The 20,357-nt window shown below is 67.8% G+C and carries 7 protein-coding genes; all 7 read left to right on the forward strand.

Translation table 11 applies throughout. From position 1 onward, the window contains the following. The first annotated feature begins 163 nt into the window (after positions 1 to 163). The 7 genes from ACEN9J_RS32665 to ACEN9J_RS32695 all read left to right on the forward strand — a co-directional run bounded on the left by ACEN9J_RS32665 (position 164) and on the right by ACEN9J_RS32695 (position 20,350). Positions 164 to 1,399, forward strand: coding sequence for a substrate-binding domain-containing protein (locus ACEN9J_RS32665; protein WP_057598056.1), 1,236 nt, complete (start codon positions 164 to 166; stop codon positions 1,397 to 1,399). Positions 1,400 to 1,607: 208 nt separating this feature from the next. Further along, on the forward strand, positions 1,608 to 2,777 hold the full coding sequence (locus ACEN9J_RS32670; RefSeq protein ID WP_296735736.1) for a substrate-binding domain-containing protein: 1,170 nt from the start codon (positions 1,608 to 1,610) through the stop codon (positions 2,775 to 2,777). A 180-nt stretch (positions 2,778 to 2,957) separates the two neighbouring features. Then, positions 2,958 to 4,157: a substrate-binding domain-containing protein gene (locus ACEN9J_RS32675; RefSeq protein WP_082321727.1), complete on the forward strand. Its 1,200-nt coding sequence runs from the start codon at positions 2,958 to 2,960 to the stop codon at positions 4,155 to 4,157. A 324-nt stretch (positions 4,158 to 4,481) separates the two neighbouring features. Next, entirely contained in the window at positions 4,482 to 5,186 is a 705-nt protein-coding gene (locus ACEN9J_RS32680) for an STN domain-containing protein (RefSeq protein WP_172705289.1), read from the forward strand. Further along, complete coding sequence (locus ACEN9J_RS32685; RefSeq protein WP_172705288.1) at positions 5,179 to 5,694, forward strand: RNA polymerase sigma factor; 516 nt, start codon at positions 5,179 to 5,181, stop codon at positions 5,692 to 5,694. The genes ACEN9J_RS32680 and ACEN9J_RS32685 overlap by 8 nt, the downstream gene beginning before the upstream one ends. A gap of 131 nt (positions 5,695 to 5,825) precedes the next feature. Continuing rightward, on the forward strand, positions 5,826 to 6,809 hold the full coding sequence (locus ACEN9J_RS32690) for a FecR family protein (RefSeq protein ID WP_057591904.1): 984 nt from the start codon (positions 5,826 to 5,828) through the stop codon (positions 6,807 to 6,809). A 221-nt stretch (positions 6,810 to 7,030) separates the two neighbouring features. Further along, positions 7,031 to 20,350 (forward strand): filamentous haemagglutinin family protein, encoded by a 13,320-nt coding sequence (locus tag ACEN9J_RS32695; RefSeq protein WP_413765338.1) that lies wholly within the window; start codon positions 7,031 to 7,033, stop codon positions 20,348 to 20,350. Positions 20,351 to 20,357: the final 7 nt, after the last annotated feature.

Consider the following 20,357-nt stretch of genomic DNA (forward strand, 5'->3'; position numbering starts at 1 on the left):
TCTTCAATGCCGCGTCACCGTCTCTTTTCAGAATTCATTTGTCGCCAAGAGACCAATGCGCGGATCCCTTAGATCGGTTGCCCTGGTCGTTGGCGAATGACGCGAGAAGTTTTATTCGTTCGATTTGGTTTTTCAATTTTTCTGTTTGCTTAGGAGCAACGACATGAAATCCGTGAACTTCAAACTTGTGGCGCTGACTGCGGTGGCCGCAGTGGCAATGGCGGCCGGTGCCGCTTCGGCACAGACCGTGACCGGTGGTGGCGCTTCGCTGCCGGCGGTGATGTACCAGGACATCATGGATCCGGCCGCCGGCCATGGCCCGATCCTCGGTAGCTGGACCTACACCTCGAGCAGCAGCGGTACGGGCAAGACGAACTTCCTGACCGGCAGCACTTTCAACTACGCCGGCAGCGACTCCGCTCTCACCAGCGCTGACATCGCCACGTACACGAACGGTGCGACCTGGGGCCCGATCATCCAGGTTCCGGCCGTGGCCACCCCCGTGCTGCTGCCCTACAAGGAAAACAACGGCACGGCCGCCACGACGGTCTCGACCCTGAACCTGACCACTGCCGATATCTGCCGCATCTTCTCGTTCAGCCCCGCCGCACGCACCTGGAATCAGGTCGCCACCGTCGCCGATGAAGGCGTTGCAGGCACCACCAATGCGATCCAGGTGGTGTTCCGCGACGAAGCTGCTGGCAGCGGCACGACCGAACTGCTGTCGCGTTTCCTGAACGCGGCCTGCGGCCCGTTCCTGCCCGCCGGCAAGTCCTTCACCGTGTCGAACAAGTTCCGCACTGTGGTGGCCAGCGCCATCACGACGCCGACCGCCGCGCAAGACGCCAACGGCGATGGCATCCCCGACGTGTGGGTTCCCGTGACGAACAGCGCGGGCATGTCGTCCGCCGTGGCCGTCAACCACCGTCTCGGCTACCTGAGCCCCGATCCGACGTACACGGGCAACAGCAACGCCGTGGTGTCGCGCATCAACAGCCTGCTGCCGACCGCCGCTTCCATCCAAGCGGCTCTGCCGGCTCCCCCGTCGGGCGCGGCTCGTACCAACCCCCTGAACTGGGTTCCCGCCTACGCGGTTCCGACCGGTGCCTATCCGATCTACGGCACCACCCAACTGCTGCTGGCTCAGTGCTACGCCGGCGGCTTCGCCGCAGGCACCCGCGGCGCTGCGGTCAAGAACTTCCTGCAGAACTTCAACGACGGCACCTACGACAGCTACATCTCCGGTCCTCGTCCCACCAGCCCTACCGGCCACAGCTTCGTGAAGCTGCCCGCCGCGTGGAACACGGCCATCGCCGAGGCATTCCTGACCGGTTCGGACGGCAACGGCCTGGCCTTCGGCAACGCCGCCGACTGCGCCGGCATCGCTGGCCGCCCGTAAGTTGGTTTGAGCCAACGACCTGGATGAGCCATTGGCCCTTGCATGGCCGGTGACTCATCCACCGTGACGGAGTGGGGCGAGACGGGGGCTGAAACGCACTCGTCTCGCCCTCCTGCTTTTGATCTCCTGCTTTTCGGGCCTGGGTGAACCGATGCGTCGGGAGACGACGCCGAGTTCCGGTTCCTCGATGAAAAAGACTGGAAATCCCATGACGAATCTTCTCGTGAAAAGCGCAATGCTTTCCCTGGTCATGTCCGTGTTTCTGGGGGCCATGGGCAGCGCCTCGGCGCAAGCGGCAACCGTGCGCGGCTCCACGTTTCCGGCGCCACTGCACATGGACCTCATGCCGGCAGGCTGGACCTACAGTCCGGCCGTCGGCACGTCGGAAAATGCCGCGTTCCTGACGGATGCCTCCGTGAGCCTCGCGGCCGGTGAGTCTCCATTGACTTCATCGATTCTCGCGACGTACACGAACGCTCCCATCTGGGGCTCCGTGATCCAGGTGCCCGTGGCGGCAGGCGCGGTGCTGCTGCCGTACAAGGAAAACGGCGTCACGACCCTCAACCTCACCACCGCCGAGCTCTGCCGCATCTTCTCGTTCAGCCCGGCGGCTCGCAACTGGAACCAGATCGCGACCGCCGCCGACGATGGCGCGGCCGGGCCCGCGAGCGCGATCCAGGTGGTCTACCGCAACGAAGTTGCAGGCAGCGGCACGACTTACCTGCTGTCGCGTTTCCTGAACGCGGCCTGCGGCCCGTACCTGCCCGTCAACAAGTTCTTCACCGTATCGAGCGGGTTCCAGGCGATGGTGGCGACCGCGCTGCCCACGTTGACCCCGACCCAGGATGCCAACGGCGATGGGTTGCCCGATGCCTGGGTCGGCGTGCAGGGCGATGCGGGCATGTCGCTCGCGAGCAGCCAGCTTCACCGGCTGGGTTACATCAGCCCCGATCCGGCCTACACGAGCGCGACCAACGACCACGTTGCCAGGGTCAACGGGTTCATGCCGACGGCCCCGGCGATCCAGGCGATGCTGCCGGCGCCTCCTTCGGGCTCGAACCGCCTGAATCCGCTGAACTGGGTTCCCGGCTACGTGATACCCGCCGGCGCCTATCCCATCTGGGGTACCACCAACCTGCTGCTCGGTCAGTGCTACCTCGGCGGTTTCGGCGCCGGAACGAGGGGAGCGTCGTTCAAGAGCTATCTGTCGGGCTTCAGCAGCGGTGGGTTCGACCTTGCCCTCGCGGCCCACAACCTTGTCCCGTTGCCGTCCACGTGGAAGACGGCGATCACCGATGCCTTTCTGACCGGCAGCGATGGGAACGGCCTGGCTCTCGGCAACGCTGCTGATTGCAGCGGCATTGCAGGTCGGCCGTAAGTTCATTGGCGTGAGCCATGACCAACTGTTTTCGTATTTCGCCTTTTTTCCTTATTTGACAGGACTAGGCGTGGCCAATTCAATTTTTTCAGTAGTTTCAATCTGTTAAAAAATGGATGAGTCGATCTCATGGTGGATGACTTTGTGATCTTGCCTATCACTAAAAGATGGAGAATATAAATGAAGAAGATATTTAAGAAATGCAAAGCGCTATCGTTTCTGGTGTTGCCCTTGCTCTTCGGCAGCGCAAGCACCGCGCTGGCGCAGACGGTGAACGGAACCGGATCAACATTTCCGTTGCTGCTGTATCAAGATATGATTACAAACGATCCAATCGTTGGCAGCTGGAGTTACGGTCCAGCGCTCGGTGGCTCGGAGCATGCTGCCTTTCTGACTGGCAGTACGGTAAGTTTCTCTGGTAGTGAGACAGCTCTAACTAGCGCGGATCTGGCAACGTATTCGCAATCTGGAACCTGGGGGCCCTTAATTCAGGTCCCAGCGATAGCAACCTCGGTCGTTCTACCGTATAAGGAAGTTGGCATAACGACCTTGAATTTGACCACGGCAGAGGTCTGCCGTATCTTCTCATTCTCACCGGCTTCGCGCACTTGGAACCAAATCACGACCGCTGCGGATGACGGTGGCGTGGGTTCCACCAACAGGATTCAAATCGTGTATCGCAGTGAGCCCACAGGCAGCGGTGCAACCTACCTGTTGTCGCGCTTTCTGAATGCGGCTTGCGGGCCATTCCTGCCAGCTGGCAAGTTTTTTACCGTATCTAATGTCTTCAAGACGATGGTTGCCACTGCATTGCCAACCACCCTGCCGGCACAGGAGGACCAGAACTTTGACGGGTTTCCGGATGCCTGGGTTGGCGTCAACGGCGATGCTGGCATGTCGGGGGCGGTCGCTGGAAACCAAATGCACCGGTTGGGATACATTAGTCCCGACCCCTTGTACACGGGAGTCACTAATAATCATGTCGCCAGGATCGATGGGCTGCTTCCAACCATCGTCGGAACGTGGTTGTCTCTGCCTTCACCGCCCTCGGGCGCGGCTCGTCAGAGCCCATTTAACTGGGTCCCCGCGTACTCGATACCCATCAACTACTACCCGATCTGGGGCACAACCAATTTGCTCTTCAGTCAGTGCTACGCCGGCGGTTTCGGTCCTGGAACCAAGGGAGCGGCAATCAAAGACTTTCTAACCAAATTGATGGTGGTTGGAGCATATAGCCGCACCATCTTCGACCATAACTTCGTCTTGATGTTCACTCCATGGAGGACGGCCATTAAGGAGGCCTTCCTCGAAGGCTCAGATGGCAACGGTTTGGCTTTCGGCAACCCCGCTGATTGCAACGGCATCCCTGGGCGGCCCTGACTCTGCGGCATCAGCAGTGGGCGGAACCTCCCTGCATCCGTCGTAGTACGCGCGGGCTGTGCTCGTAGAGCTGAGGCGAGACGTGCGTCGCGCGAATTCGCTTGCGTGTTCGTCGCGCTCCTCCCCTTTGGATCACGGGTCTCGGCTGGCGGGCTGAGCACTTGTTGTCACAAGAATGCCATTTCGAGAAGAGATGATCACCCAGTTTCATGGGGTGTTCGTTACCGTGCTGACCCAGTCCAATGTTTCCTTGCTCCCAGATCTGCGTCTTGGAGTTGGCTGGCAAAGTCCCCCCGGCCAGTGGTTGGTTACGCGTGGGCGGTTATGCACCACATCGTCCGGGCACTGATCTATGGCGCCGCAATTTGCGCCCTCGCTGCTTGGATGTCCTCGGTACCGGCTTTGGCTTCTGCTACCGGCGATAAAGACCAGAGGACTCGGTCGCGTCTGCTTGAATTCGACATTGCCGCCCAGCCGCTTGCCACGGCGTTGCAGCGCTATGCCGTGACGGCGGACCAGACCGTGCTGTTCAGCGATGCCCTGGTCTCGGGCCGTGCATCGGCGGCCATCAGGGGCCGCCTTCCGGCGCGCGTGGCGCTCGAAGCCCTGCTGGCCGGCACCGGGCTGGCCGCCGACGATTCAGATCCTCAGCTCAACGGCGCTTTCGTGCTGCGCCGGATTCCGGCGAGCCCGGTCGAAGACGCGCCGAAGGCCCCGGCGCTGGATCGCCGCTACGACGGTCTGGTCCAGGCGCGGGTCTTCGAGGCGCTGTGCGCCGATCCGCGCACCATTCCCGGCGACTACCGCGCCCTGTTGCGGCTGCAACTCGATCGCGAGGGCCAGCTGTTTCCGCATCTGGTCCGTTCGACCGGCAATGTCGTGCGCGACGCTGCCTTGCTCGGCGCGCTGGGCGGACTGCGCATGGAGCACGCGCCGCCCGCGGATCTTCGCCAGCCGCTGGTGCTGGTGATCCTGCCCCGGGACCGCGTGGCGGGCATGCCCTGCGAAACGGAGGGCGCGCGTGACTGACAGCGTGCTTCCGATGCTTCGTGGCGCGCTGGTGCAGTGCTACAACCAGATCAAGAACAGCCTCTCGATCCACCTGGGCAGTCCGGAGCTGGCGGGCGACACGCTGCACGAGGTGTGGCTGCGGCTGCACCGCGACAGCGAGATCGCGGGGCCGATCGCCAATCCGCAGGCCTACCTGGTGCGCATGGGCGTCAACCTCGCGATCGATATCCGGCGCAGCCAGAGCCGCATGCTGTCGGCCGAGGACGTGCAGGAACTCATGCTCGCGATTCCGGACCCGGCGCCGGGTCCGGCGCGCATCGCGGAAGGACGCTCCGAGCTGGAGCGGCTGAAGGCCGCGGTGGACGAAATGCCCGCGCGCCGGCGCGAGATTCTGATCCTGGTGCGCTGGGAACATTGGCCGCAGCGCGAGGTGGCCCAACGTCTCGGCATCTCGCTGCGGACCGTCGAAAGCGAGCTCAAGGCCGCCCAGGAGCACTGCGCCGAGCGCCTTCGGCGCGACCCATAACAGAGTTTCTTGACAGGGATGCGAGATTTTTTCGCGGGTTTGGTCCTCGCCAATCGTCTATAGGTTGGGAGCGAACATCGATGCCGCGTTCGACCGTCCCGGTGCCTCGAAAAGGCCGCGAGAACGAAACAATGACCACCTCCGACGATTGCAGCAAGCTGCCCGATGTGCTCAAGGACGCGCAGGCCTGGGTGCGCAAGCTTACGTCCGGGCGCGTCAGCGAATGGGAGGCCGAGGCGTTCAGGCGCTGGCGCGATGCCGATCCGCTGCACCAGTCGGCGTTCCAGGAAGCGGCGCACCAATGGCGCCTGCTGGAATCGGCCGTCGGCGGCGTCCTCCACAGCAATCCCGCGGTGGCCCAATACCACCGCAAGGCGCTGCATCGGCCGCGCGTCGGCCGGCGCGCATTCCTTGGCACGGCGATCGGCGGCGCCACCGCCGCGGGGATCGCGGCCTACTCGCCGTTCGGCCTGTGGCCGGCGGCTCCGCAATGGGATGCCGACTACCGCACGGCGGTGGGCGAGCAGCGCGAGGTCCGGATCGACGAGCGCGTGGCCGTCGCGATGAACACGCGCACGAGCCTGCGCCGCACCGGCGATTCGCCGCAAACGGCGGGGCTGGAGTTGCTGGAAGGGGAGGCACAGGTCGACGTCTCCAGCGCGCAGCAGTTCTTCCGCATGACCGCCGGGGTGGGGCGCGTGAGCGCGCAGGCGGCCGAGTTCGAGGTGCGATACCTCGACGGACGCACGCGCATCACCTGCCTGCAGGGACAGGTGCTCATCGAACACCCCGCGGGCCAGCGCCAGCTCCAGCGCCGCCAGCTCGCGGTGTACGACAGCCGCAGCATCAGCGAGATCGCCGCCGCCGATGTCGACGGCGCGCTGGCCTGGCGGCGCGGCGAGATGGTGTTCACGCAGGCGCCGCTGCCCGCCGTGCTCGACGAGATCAATCGCTACAGGCCGGGGCGCGTGGTGCTGGTCGGCGATGCGGTGCGCGACAAGACCGTCACGGCCCGCATCCGGATCGTGGACATCGAGACCGCGCTGCTGCAGATCCAGCGCAGCTTCGACCTCAGCGCGAGGTCGCTGCCCGCGGGGCTCCTGCTGTTGAGTTGAGACAGCGAGCGCGGGTCATGGCCGCGCGCGCGGAGCTTCGGCGTCAGAAGAAGATTTACATCGATTCGCTGCGGGTTCGCGAATCGGCACTCGTCTAGAAGAATCGGCCGGCGCTCTCCGCCTCGCGTGAAGCGCCTGTGCCGCAACGTTCACGGACGGCCGCGCGAGAGGAATCGGAGTCGCGCGGCCAGTCGATCTCGATCTTTTGGACCAGAACCCACATGAACACGCACGGGCGCGCAAGCAGGAATCGACATTCGACGGGAGAAGGAAGCCAGGGCTTCGCGCTGGTGCCGGTGGCGCGGGCGATCGCGCTGGTGCTGGCCGCGGGCAGCGTCATCGGCGGCGCGCAGGCGCAGCGTGCCTTCAGCACGGGCTGGATGGCGCAGAAGAACCTCAACCAGGGCAATGCGATGCAGACGGGCCGTCTGCCCAACGGCCTGCCTGCGTCCACGCTCACCAGTCCGCAGGTCCAGCAGCAGCGCGCCAACGAACAACTGAGCCGCTCGATCGACAACCTCAATCTCGCGGCACGCGGCATCGCCGCGCAGCAGGCGGCACAGGCGGTCGCACGGCTGGCCGCGGGCAACGATCCCTCGGTGCCCGATGGCCTGGCCGATGGCGGCCTCAAGGTCGACACCAACAGCCTCACCGCCGGCTGGCTCAACGCCAATGCGCCGGTGCAATCGCAGGTCGATGGTCGCACCAACGTCGCGATCCAGCAGACCGGCGACAAGGCGATCCTCAATTGGGAGACCTTCAACGTCGGGCGCAACACCACGGTCGACTTCAAGCAGGACCCGAGCTGGGCGGTGCTCAACAAGGTCAACGACCCGCAGGCGCGCCCCTCGCAGATCCAGGGCCGGATCAAGGCCGACGGCACGGTGCTGATCGCGAACCGCAACGGTATCGTGTTCAGCGGCAGCAGCCAGACCGATACACGCAACCTGGTGGCGGCAGCGGCTACCATCACCGACGACCAGTTCCGCACGAAGGGCATCTACGTGGATGCCAATGGAACGGCACCCACGTTCACGGGCGCGGCCGGCAAGGTCGAGGTGCAGGCCGGCGCGCAGATCGCCACGCAGGCGCCGCCATCGGCCACGCAGGGCGGCGGCTATGTGCTGCTGCTGGGCAGCGAGGTGCGCAACGCCGGGCAGATCCACACGCCCTCGGGCCAGACCGTGCTCGCCGCGGGCGACAGCTTCACCATCCGCAAGGGCGTGGGCACCGACGGCAACCTGCGCTCGACCACGGCCGGCAATGAGGTGTCGGCCTCGCGCAATGCGGACAGCACCGCGGGAACGGTCGTCAACACCGGCCTGATCACCGCGCCCGCCGGCGACATCACCTTGACCGGCCACACGGTGACGCAGGCGGGCGTGCTGATCGCCACCACGACGGTGGCCAAGCGCGGCACCATCCACCTGTCGACCCGCGCGAGCGACGAGACGGGCACGGTCACGGTGGCGGAGGGCAGCACCACCGCCATCCTGCTCGACACGAACAGCGCGACGGCACTGGACAGCCAGCGCGATGCGGCACTGAGGCTCGTCGACGGCCAGCCGGTCAACAACGCCACGGGCGTGTTCGACAACCTGAGCACGATCGCCGATCGCCGCGATCTCTCGCGCATCGAGATCGTGAGCGGCAGCACGGTGGAGTTCCAGGGCTCGTCGCTGAGCCTCGCGACCGGTGGCGAGATCGTGGTGGCGGCCCCGAAGCGCACGCTGGTGGGCCAGGGCGCCCAGCTCGATGTCTCGGGTGCGGTGGGCGTCAAGGTCTCGATGGAGAGCAACAACATCCTGATCAACGCGCAGGGCAACGAGCAGCGCGATGCGCCGATCAACCGCGACAGCAAGAACCTCAACAACCTGAACCTGTGGGTGGATCGGCGCAAGCTGGTGTTCGTGCCGGCCGGCACGAACGGCTACCCCACGGACCGCTGGTACACCGAGGGCGGCCTGCTCGAGGTCAGCGGCTACCTCGCGACCGGCGGCCACTCGGTGGGCGAATGGATGGCGCAGGGCGGTACCGTGACGGTGGCGGGCGGCGACCTGGTGACGCGCGCGGGCTCCAGCGTCAATCTCTCGGGCGGCACCCTGGATGTGGCGAGCGGCTTCATCAACCAGAGCTGGCTCAAGGGCAGCGACGGGCGGCTGTACGAGGTCTCGAGCGCGCCCGGGGACCTGCTCTACAAGGGCCTGTACCGCGGCTTCGAGGCCGAGCACGCGCGCTGGGGCAAGAACACCACCGACTACTTCTACAACCCGCTGATCGGGCCGCAGCGTCGCCTCGAGAACGGCTACACGGTCGGGCGCGATGCGGGCCGGCTGGTGGCGGCCACCCACAGCGCCGTGCTCGAGGGCTCGATCGTCGGAGAGACCTACCAGGGCCCGCAGCAGACCCAGGCCGCACAGGCGGACCTGGATGGCTACAACCAGTCGCAGAATGCGGTGGCGCGGCGCGGCGAACTGGTCGTCGGCCAGTACCGCCCGATCTTCGATGCCGCCAGCGGCGTGATCCGTCGTGGACTCGTGCCGGTGGTCGACAGCGTCGAGCTGGGCGAACCGGTGCCGGGCATCGCCGACGCGCTAGGGTTGTCCGATGCCGTGACCGCCGAGCGCCAGGGCATGGTGCTGCTCGATGCCGATTCCTTGACCGCGGCCTCGCTCGGCGCGGTGCGGATCGCGGCGAAGAAGAACATCGCCGTTGCAAGCTTGTTGCAGGTCAGCGATGGCGGAGAGATCGTGTTGTATGCGCCCTCGGTGGACGTGGCCGCGAACCTCACGGCCCACGGCGGAGCGATACGCATCGGCAACGTGCTGAAGCAGGTGCGCGACGCTGCGACGCCGCTCGATATCGGCATCGAGGTGCCGCAGGGCGCGCAAGCCGGCGTGTGGGTGCGCGAGGGCGTCACGCTCGATGCGACGGGTGTGCTGGGCGATCTGCGATCGGGCAGCGGCGCGCCGGCGGACCTTGCGCACATCGACGGGGGCCTGGTCAGCATCCGCTCGACCGAGAGCGTGACGCTGGAGAAGGGCTCGCTGATCGACGTGTCCTCGGGGGGCGTGGTGCAGCCGGACGGACGCATCCAGGGCGGCAAGGGTGGCTCGGTGCAGTTGGGCTCCGGGCTCGCGAGCACCGGCGCGGGCAATCGGGCGGCGGTGCTGACGCTCGACGGAGACATCCGGGGGTATGGCGTCCAAGGAGGAGGCACGCTGCAGATCGAATCGGCGAGCGCGATTGCGATCGGAGGCAAGGTGGTGCCGATCGATGGGGTGCTGCGGGCTGGAGAAGCAGCGCTCGCAGATCTGGTCCTGCTGAACGAACTCGAGATCAATGTGGCGGCGGGTGGCGTGCTGCCAGGGCGCTACAGCTACATCACGTCCGTTGCCAAGCCTGGAGAGGTGGTCGGGCCAACGGGGATCAAGTTGAACGTCTCCATCACGCTTGCAGCGGACTGGGTTCCGCCCGCGTCGCCACAAAAAATGCGTTACTCCATCGTGCTGAACGGTGTGGGTGCGTTCAGAACCCCAGAAGGAATCGAGATAAGCCAAGGATTCGGATTGCCCCCCCTGATCCTGGACCACATTCCCGCCGGCACGGTCGTCAGTTTCCCTTCCAGCTATGGTCTGGCGGACACTTTTGCGAACTATGTCGTTCCGGCCAATGTGTTCCCGAACGGCGTGCCGATTGCCGATCGCACGGTGCAGCTTGAGAGCGGCGATCGCGCGCCCTTCGACCTCACGGTGAAGCTGCCGCCCGGTTCGCGCCTGGCGGCCGGGACGGTGCTGCCCGCGGACACCGCCGTGGCGGGCACGACAACGCTTTCCACCGATCTGTTCCGCGGCGGCTTTTCCCGCTACGACGTGCGCGCCTACAACGGACTGGTCGTGCCGGACGGCGTCACGCTGGACGTCGAGATGCCGGTGCTGCGTGCGAGCGGACCCGTGCGCCCCGCGAGCGAAGGCCTGGGTGGCCTGCTCCAGCTCTGGCAGCCCGCGCTGTACCAGGACGACCCCACAGCGCGGGAAGTACAGCAGCGCCGCGGCGCGAGCATCTCGCTGTCCGCCGGTGTCGAGGGAGGGCGGATCGGTGGAGATCTTGGCAGCGTGCAAGCGCAAGTCGGCGATCCCGGCAACCTGTACGTGGGCAAGGATGCCGCGGTGCGCGTGGACCCGGGGCAGTCGATCGCCTTGTCGAGCCGAGGCGACCTGACCGTCGAGGGCCTGTTGCAGGCACGGGGAGGAAGCATCAGTCTGCTCGGGCCGGTGACCGAGCTCGCGGGATCGAAGATCGCGAATGGCGGCATCGCCGCCGACGGCAGGGCCAGCGCGCGCCGCATCCTCGTGGGCGAACAGGCCACCCTCGATGCATCGGCCGAAGTCCACACGGGGTACGACATCCAGGGGCAACCCTTCGGCCTCGTGCCCCGCGGTGGCAGCATCGTCATCGGTGGCGAGTTGCTGGAATCGACGAGCCGCGCCACGGCATCGGATGCCTTCGTGGTGATTCGCGAAGGCGCGGTGATCGATGCCTCCGGTGCACAGGCACCATTGAACGTGAATGGCGCGGGCGTGAAGACCGTCGTGAGCGACGGGGGGCGTATCCAGATCGCCTCGAGCAGCGGCCTGTATCTGGACGGAAGCCTGCGCGCGCATGCCGGCGGTGCCGGTGCCGCCGGCGGCAGTCTCGTGGTGGCCCTGGAAGCGCCCAACTACCGGAACGCCAATGAGGTGGTTCCGGACGCCGCGCTGCTGGCGGTGCGCGACCTGACCCTGGTCCAGAACCGCCCGGCGGGCGCCTCGGATGCGCAGGGCCTGACGCATGGTCACGCGGCGCTGGCCGTGAATCAGGTGCAGGACGGCGGCTTCTCGTCGCTGAGCCTCTACAGCAACGGCCTCGTCAGCTTCGGCGGGGACCTGAACCTCGCCATGGACAAGGAACTGCGCATCTACGCGGGCGCGCTGACGGTCGCGGCCGGCATGGATCCGATCCACAGCGTGTCGCTGTCGGCGCCCTACGTCCTGCTGGCGGGCATCACCGACAACGGCGCATCCGGCGAGGGCTACCTGCGTCCGTCCTACCAGGGCGGCGTGAGCACGCTGAGTTCCTCGGCCGTGCTGAGCGCCCAGGGCAAGCTGGTCGATATCAAGGGTGTCGTGACCTTCGGTGCGAACGATGCGGTGGGCGCCACCTCGGTCGATCGCGCGGGTTTCGACCGCGTGAACCTGATCAGCGAGGGCGATCTGCGCTTCGTCGAAGGCACGCGCATGCTGAGCGATGGGTCGTACGGCGCCGAGCTCAACACCACCGGCGACCTCACGCTGCGCGCGGCGCAGGTCTACCCCGCCACCGGTATCTCGGCGCGCGTGCTAGCGGGCCGGGCCAGCGCCACGGCGTTCAAGCCGGACCGCCGCCTGGTCATCGAGCGTTACGACACCAGCGCGGCCGACCCGCAGCTGCCCTCTTCGGTCTTCGGCTCCATGCTGCTCAGCGCTGCCCGCATCGAACAAGGCGGCGTCCTGCGCGCCCCCTTGGGCTCGATCACGCTGGGCACGAACGGCGCGAGCACGCCCGGGTCGACCGCCTCGGTGCGCTTCGCGCCGGGCAGTCTCACGTCGATTTCCGCGGCGGGCCTCGTGATGCCCTATGGCGGCACGTCCGACGGGGTGAACTACGACCGCCTCGGCAGCCATGTGAAGTTGTCCGGTGTGGGCAGCGCCGGCTCCATTCTGGTGTCGGGCCAGAGCATCGCGGCGGAGGAGGGCGCGGTGCTCGACCTGTCGGGTGGCGGCGACTTGCGCGGCGCGGGCTTCGTCTCGGGGCGCGGCGGTTCCACCGACGCGCGGATGAATCCGCTGATGCAGGTGGGCCGCAACGGCTTCGTGCTGCCCGGCCTCGACAGCAACCCGGTCTATGCGATCGTGCCCGGCTATGCCTCGGCCTACGCGCCGGCCGATCGCGGTGGCGCGGTCGATCCACGCATCGGCCAGCAGGTCACGATCGGGGCCAACGACATCCTCGGCCTGCCGGCGGGCACCTACACCCTGCTGCCGTCGAACTATGCGCTGCTGCCCGGTGCCTTCCGCGTCGAGATCAACGGCCCCGCCACGGGACGCACGCCCAGCCGCGCCACGCCGATGCGCAACGGCTCCTACACCACGGCCGCCATCGTGGGCACCGCCAACACCGGTCTGGCGGACAGCCTGTCGAGCCAGCTCGTCGTGACCTCGGCCGACGTGCTGCGCAGCTACTCGCAGTACAACGAGACCAGCTACGCCGACTTCGTGCTGCAGCAGGCGGCATTGGCGAACACCGCGCGCGCCGCGTTGCCATCGGATGCCAGGAACCTGGAGTTCCGGCTGCCCTCGTCGCCGGACAGCCGCTTCAGCTTCAATGCGAAGGCGAACTTCGATGCCGGCAAGAACGGCTACCGCGGTACGGCCAACCTCGTCGCGACCGGCGCGAACGTCGGGGACGGCGCCCTCGAGATCCTGGCCGACGGCGCGCGCGCCACGCCCGATTTCGACGGCCTGTCGCTCCATGCCCGCGATCTCAATGCCATCGGCGCGGCACGCCTGACGGTGGGCGGCAACCTGCAGTCGACCTACGGCACGCCGACGGGCGGGGCCAACCTCAGCAACTATGTCGACGTCGGCGGGGAGACCGGCCGCATCGTGCTGCGCGAGGGCGCGATCCTCAAGGCCCCCGAGGTGTTCCTGGTCGCGGCCAGCACCACCGGCGGCATCAGCATCGAGGCCGGTGCGGGGATCAACACCATCGGCATGGGCAAGGCGCCCTACGACTCGACCAACGGCTATGTCTACCGCCCTGGCGCGGTGTCCGTGGTGGCGGCATCCAACGGATGGCTCAACATGCTGGCGCCGCTGCAGCAGGACGATCCCACGCTCCCGATGGGCGCGGGCCCGATCGCCATCGGCGCGTGCGGCACCGCCGTGCTCTGCCAGGGCACGACCGAGCTGTACTCCGAGGGTACGCTGCTGGCCGCCACGCGATCGAGCTTCGACATGAGCGACCGCGTGCGCTACGGCACGCGCAACCTGGTGCTGGCGGTCGGCACGGTCAATGCCGGCAGCAGCGAAGACCTCGCGGCCGCCGCGGCGCGCGGCGCGCTGACCGCCGGGCTCAGCCTGAACCAGGACCTGCTCGATCGACTGCTGCGCGGCGACACGGCCTACGGCGCGCCCGCGCTCGAGCGCCTGGTGCTGACCGCCGCCGAGTCGGTGAACTTCTTCGGCAGCGTGAGCCTCGACACCACCAACGCCGCGACCGGCAGGTCGTCCCTGAGCAACCTGGTGCTCTCCACGCCGGCCATCTACGGCCAGGGCGGCGCCGGCGACATGGCCCGCATCACCACCGCCAAGCTCACCTGGGCCGGTCTCGCGGGCGCTGCCCCGGCGCCGGTCACCGGTGGCCGGGGCACGGGCAGCGGCAGGCTCGCGATCAACGCCGACACGATCGAGTTCGGCTATGACCCGACATCGCAACCCAATGGCGTCGACGACTTCGGCCGCACCATCCTGGGCTTCGCCGACGTGCAGCTGAACGCGACGCAGCGCATCACCGCCAACCAGAAGGGCGCGCTCTCGGTGTACCAGTCGCAGGCGACAGGCACCGATGGGCCGCGCTACGAAGGCGGCAACCTGACCCTCACGGCCCCGCTCATCACGGGTGCCGGAGGCTCGGTCAACCGCATCGCCGCGGGCGGCTCGCTGCAGGTGCTGGCACCCGCGAGCGGCCGCGCCGATGCGTCGGCCACGAGCCTCGAAGCCGGCGTGCAGACCGGCGCGGAACTGAAGCTCCAGGGCGCCACGGTCCGTGTCGACACCACGGTGGCGCTGCCCAGCGGCAAGCTCGGCATCGTGGCCGAGGGCGACATCGTGCTGGGTGACTCCGCCTGGCTCGACCTGGCCGGGCGCGAGATCGCGCTGTTCGACGTGCGCCGCTACTCGTGGGGCGGCGACCTGACGCTGCGCAGCAGCGCGGGCAACATCACGCAGGCGGCGGGGTCGACCATCGACCTCTCGGCGCGGAACAACAACGCGGGCCTGCTGAGTGCCATCGCGCTCGACGAAGATGCGGGCCGCGTCGACCTGCGCGGCACGCTGCGCGCCGGCGCGAGCGGCCACTACGACGCGGGCGGCGCCCTGGTGCCCTACCGCGCGGGCGGCGTGGACATCCGCGCCCAGCAGCTGGGCGGCGGCGGCGCGCTCAGCGACGAGTTCGCGGCCCTCAACACACGGCTCAACGACGGCGGCTTCTTCGGCCAGCGCAGCTTCCAGCTCAAGCAGGGCGACCTGCGCATCGGCAACGAACTCAAGGCCCGCCAGATCAACGTGTCGGTGGACAACGGCCGGCTCGACGTGGTCGGCACCATCGATGCGAGCGGCGAGCAGGTCGGTAGCATCCGCCTCGCGGCCGCCAAGGGCCTCGCGCTGGCAGGCAGCGCCGTGCTCGACGCGCACGGCACGGTGCTGCGCGTGGACAGCCACGGCAAGATCATCGACAGCCCCAACCGCGCGATGGTGGAACTCGATGCCGGCAGCGGCACGCTGGTGCTGGGCGAGGGCGCGCGCATCGACCTGCGCCATGGCACCGGCTCGAGCGGCGGCGACGGCAGGAACCGCGGCACGCTGGACCTGTACGCACCGCGCATCGGCAGCGCAGGCGGCACGACGGACGCCGACGCGGCCACCTTCGGCGACATCGCCATCGATGCGCGCGGCAACCTGAACATCCAGGGCGCGCGCTCGATCGCCGTGTACGGCAAGCAGCGCTACAGCGACGCGCCTTTCGGCACCGACGCGGCCGCGAGCGGCCGGCCCTACCAGGTGATCGACCAGGCCTACCTGAACGCCAAGCATGGCGAGGCCACGCAGTTCGTCGACGGCGCGCTCGGCAACGGCAACCTGCTGAACACGAAGCTGGCCGGCCTCAACAACGCAAGCTACCGCGACGCCTTCCATCTGCGGCCCGCCATCGAGATCGCGAGCGCGACACCCGACGGCGACCTGGTCGTGCAGGGCGACCTGGACCTGTCGGGCTTGCGCTATGCGAGCCTGAATCCGAACACGCAGCGCACCGGCAGCTACGGCTCGGGCGAGGTCGGCATGCTGACCCTGCGCGCCGGCGGCAACCTGTCGATCTACGGCAGCATCAACGACGGCTTCGCGCCGCCGCCCGAGACGCCGGACGACGGCGGCTGGATCCTGACGCCGGGCGTGCAGGCCTTCGGCGGCGACGTGGTGGTGCCGGTGCCGGGCGTGACCCTGGCCGAGGGCACGGTCTACCCCGCGGGCAAGACGCTGAACTACGCGATCACGGTGAAGGACGTCACGCTGCCCGCGGGCACCGTGCTGCCGGGCGCGATCACGCTGGACCGCGAACTGATGCTGCCCTTCGGCACGGTGCTCGCGGCCGATGTGCGCGCGGCCGACGGCAGCGTGCTGCTGCCCGCGGGCCGGATGGTGGGCACCGGCGGGTTGGCACTGCCGGCGGGCGCGCAACTGCTGGCCGGCGCACGCCTGCCGGTGGCCGTGACGCTGGCGCGCCTGACCTGGCCCAAGGGCGCGAAGCTGCCGGTCGCGATGACGCAATCGGGCAGCCTGCTCCTGCCGGTGGGCGCATTGATCGCTTCGGGCACCAACGTGGCGCTGCCCGACGGCGCGTTGTCGGTCAATCTGCGTCCCGCGGATTCGACCGGGCACCAGGCCCGGAACTGGGCGCTGGCGCAGATGCTGCCGGAAGGTTCGCAGTCATGGAGCCTGCGCCTCGTCGCGGGCGCCGACCTGCAGGCGGCGGACAACCGTCTGACGCGGCTCGACGCGGGCAGCATCCTGCTTGCCGACACGCACTACACCGTGTTCAAGCAGACCGAGTTGCGGCGCGGTGGCGCCTGGTACTGGGCGCCCGGCAACATGTATAGCGGCGAACCGGGCACTCCCGCCCCCGATTGGGCCGATGACCCGACCTACAGCATCTGCGGCGAGGAGCCCGGACAGTGCGTACGCGTCTCGTGGGTGTGGGCGGACGGCAATATGTACAACGGCACGCCGGGCGTTCCGGTCGACGACTGGGCCGATGACCCGGGCTACAGCATCTGCGCGGAGGAACCCGGGCAGTGCGTGGCGGTGGGTGGCCCCGCCGGCGAGGTGGTGGTGGCCGTCACGCCCAAGGCGCCCGTCTTCAGCGTGCTGCGCACCGGCACGGGCGACCTGGACCTGGCCGCGGGCGGCAACTTCTCGATGCAGTCGCCCTACGGCGTGTACACAGCCGGCGCGCCCAGGAGCCTGGGCAGTGCCACGCTCGATGCCAACTACAACCTGGCGCGCGGCCTGCAGGCCAATGGCACTTCCGTGCTGTGGAACACCGCCGGCGACAAGACGCCCGCGTACGAGAAGCTGGTCAGCGGCACGGACAGCCTCTACAAGGCCTGGTATCCGGACGGCGGGGGCAACCTGTGGGTCGACGTCGGTGGCGATCTGACCGGCGATTCCTGGAGCGCCAGTGGGGAACTGGCCTCGGCCAGTTCGAGCGTGGGCAATTGGCTGTGGCGCCAGGGCACGGGCCATACGGCGGGGGTGAGCGACGTGCCGACGGCCTGGTGGATCAACTTCGGCACCTACAGCAACAACGAACAGACCGGTGGCGACGGCAAGCTGCTCTACTGGCCCGCCGTCACCGGCTTCACCGGGATGGGCACCCTGGGTGGCGGCGACGCCAACATCCGCGTCGGCGGCAACGCCGGGGTCATCACCACGCGCTCGACGACCGGTGTCGGCGGGAACGGCATGGCGCGCAGCCAGGGCGTGGTGCTCGCCGTGGGCAGCACCGGCCGGGTGTTGCCGGATGGCAGTCTCGTCCTGACGGGAGGCGGGGATCTGGACCTGCGCGTCGATGGAGGCTGGAACAGCAGCATCGAAGGGCGACTGGGTGGGCCCAACGGCGTTGGCGTGGCCCAGACGCAGGACCTGTATGGCAGGCTCGTCAACCTACGGGGCAGCCTCGCCATGTCGGCGGGACGGATCGGCACCGTGGAGCTGTTCTATGGTGCGGTACAGGATCCGAAGGAGGTTCGCGCATCGAATCCCTACGAAGCCAGCATTGCGCGCGCCACGGGCGGATTGATGCTGATGCAGGGCGACGCCGGCGCCAGCATCTCAAGCCGTGGGGACCTGGTGCTGGGCGGCACGGGAGATCCAGGCCTGGTGGCGACGCCGAACACCTTCGCATTCACGTCCGCGGCCGGCAACAGCTCCCGGGGGAGAAGCTGGTTCAGTCTGTGGACCGACCGGACGGCCCTCGATGTGTCGAGCGCGGGCGGCAACCTCGCTTTCGACACCCGCGCCAGCGAAACGGCCGCCAGCTTCAGCGGGACCGAATGGGACTACGTGAGCAATGGGGGTTGGTACCTGTTGCCGGGACGTGTCAGTGCGGTCGCGACCATGGGGAGCATCTACTACGGACCTTCGGCCGCCACGGCCATCACCGGCGGTGCGAGCAGTGCGCAGCAATGGAACAGCAGCCTGTTGCTGGCCCCGCTGGGCGAGCGCCGCATGGAGTTGCTGGCGGGCGGCTCGCTGTATGGCGGCGGCTACGCCATCAGTTCGTCCGGCGCGAACGCATCGGCCACCGCGACGATCGAGCATCCGGGCTTTGTGGGCTTCGACAGCGCGGGGGGGATCCTGATTTCCAATGTTTCCGGGCTTGCACCTGTGCCGCTCATCAGGCTTTCGCCGCTGTTCGCATTCGATGTCAACAGCCTCAGTGCCGATGCCAGCGTCTCGGCCAGTCCTTCCACCCCCTCGCGCTTCTACGCAGCCAATGGAGACATCATCGGGCTGCGAACCGGCACGGTGGTGACCTTCACCGGCACGACCGGTCCCCGCGCGGGTCAGGTCGACTACGTGGCATCCGGACCGGTGGCCGTGAAGGCGGGACGGGACATCGTGTATGCCGGCATGCGCAGCAACGACGCGCCGCTGGAGCTCCCCGGCTTGGCGAATCCCGATTCCCCGGCCCAGGGCCGCGGCAACCTGATCGTCCACACCCACCAGAACGACGTCTCCGTGATCCAGGCCGGCCGCGACATCCTCTATGCGAACTTCGAGGTCGCCGGACCCGGCACCCTCGAGATCTCCGCGGGCCGCAACCTGGTCCAGGACGACTTGGCCAACCTCACGAGCATCGGCCCCGTGGTCGCGAGCGATACGCGCCCCGGTGCCGGCATCGTCGTGCAGGCCGGCCTCGGGGCCCAGGGCGCCAACTACATGGGCCTGCTGAAGAAGTACCTGGACCCCGCCAACCTCGCGGCCTCGGGCACGCCGCTGGCGGACCAGGGCGACAAGGTCGCGAAGACCTATGGCGCCGAGCTGTCGGCGTGGCTGTCCGGGCGCTACGGCTTCCAGGGCTCCGCGGAAGAAGCCCTGGCCTACTTCGCCGCCCTGGCGCCCGAGCAGCAGCGCATCTTCGCGCGCCAGGTCTATTTCGCCGAGTTGCGCGAGGGTGGCCGTGAATACAACGACGCCAACGGACCGCGCTTCGGCAGCTACCTGCGCGGGCGCAACGCCATCGCCGCGATGTTCCCGCAGCGCGGCGCCGACGGGCAGGACATCGGCTACCAGGGCAACCTGCTGATGTATGGCGGCTCCGGCATCCACACCAACCTCGGCGGCGACATCCAGGTGCTGACCCCGGGCGGTGCCCAGACCTACGGCATCGAAGGCGCGGCACCGCCTTCGACCGCCGGCCTGATCACGCGCGGCCAGGGCAGCATCGATCTCTATGCGCTCGGCAGCATCCTGCTGGGCCAGAGCCGTGTCATGACCACCTTCGGCGGCGACATCCTGGCCTGGTCGGCCGAGGGCGACATCAACGCCGGCCGCGGCTCGAAGACCACCGTGGTCTTCACGCCGCCGCGGCAGGTGTACGACGGCATTGGCAACATGAAGATCTCGCCCGAGGTGCCCAGCACGGGCGCGGGCATCGCCACGCTCGCGCCGCTGCCCGAGGTACCGCCCGGCGACATCGACCTGATCGCGCCGCTGGGCACCATCGACGCGGGCGAGGCCGGCATCCGCGTCTCGGGCAACGTCAACATCGCCGCGCTGCGCGTGGTGAACGCCGAGAACATCCAGGTGCAGGGCAAGTCGAGCGGGCTGCCGGTGGTCGCGGCGGTGAACGTGAGCGCGTTGTCCAACGCCAGCGCGGCCGCGAGTTCGGCGGCGGCCGCGGCGCAGGACGCGATACAGCGCGACCGCGCCGAGGCGAGGAAGGCCTTGCCCTCGGTCTTCACGGTGCGCGTGCTGGGCTTCGGCAACGAGCCCGCGGAAGGCAGCGATCGAAGCGCGCCGACGCCGGCGACGAACCGCGGCGAGCAGCAAGGTCGCAATGCCCAGGTTCCCTACCAGACCCGCAGCTTCGTGCAGATCGCCGCGCACGGCGACGCGGTCGACCCGGCCGTGATGTCGAAGCTGACCGAGGCCGAGCGGCGCGATCTGCGCCAGGGCAAGTAGCGGCCGT

Source organism: Variovorax sp. Varisp41 (assembly GCF_047325085.1).
GTDB lineage: Bacteria > Pseudomonadota > Gammaproteobacteria > Burkholderiales > Burkholderiaceae_C > Variovorax.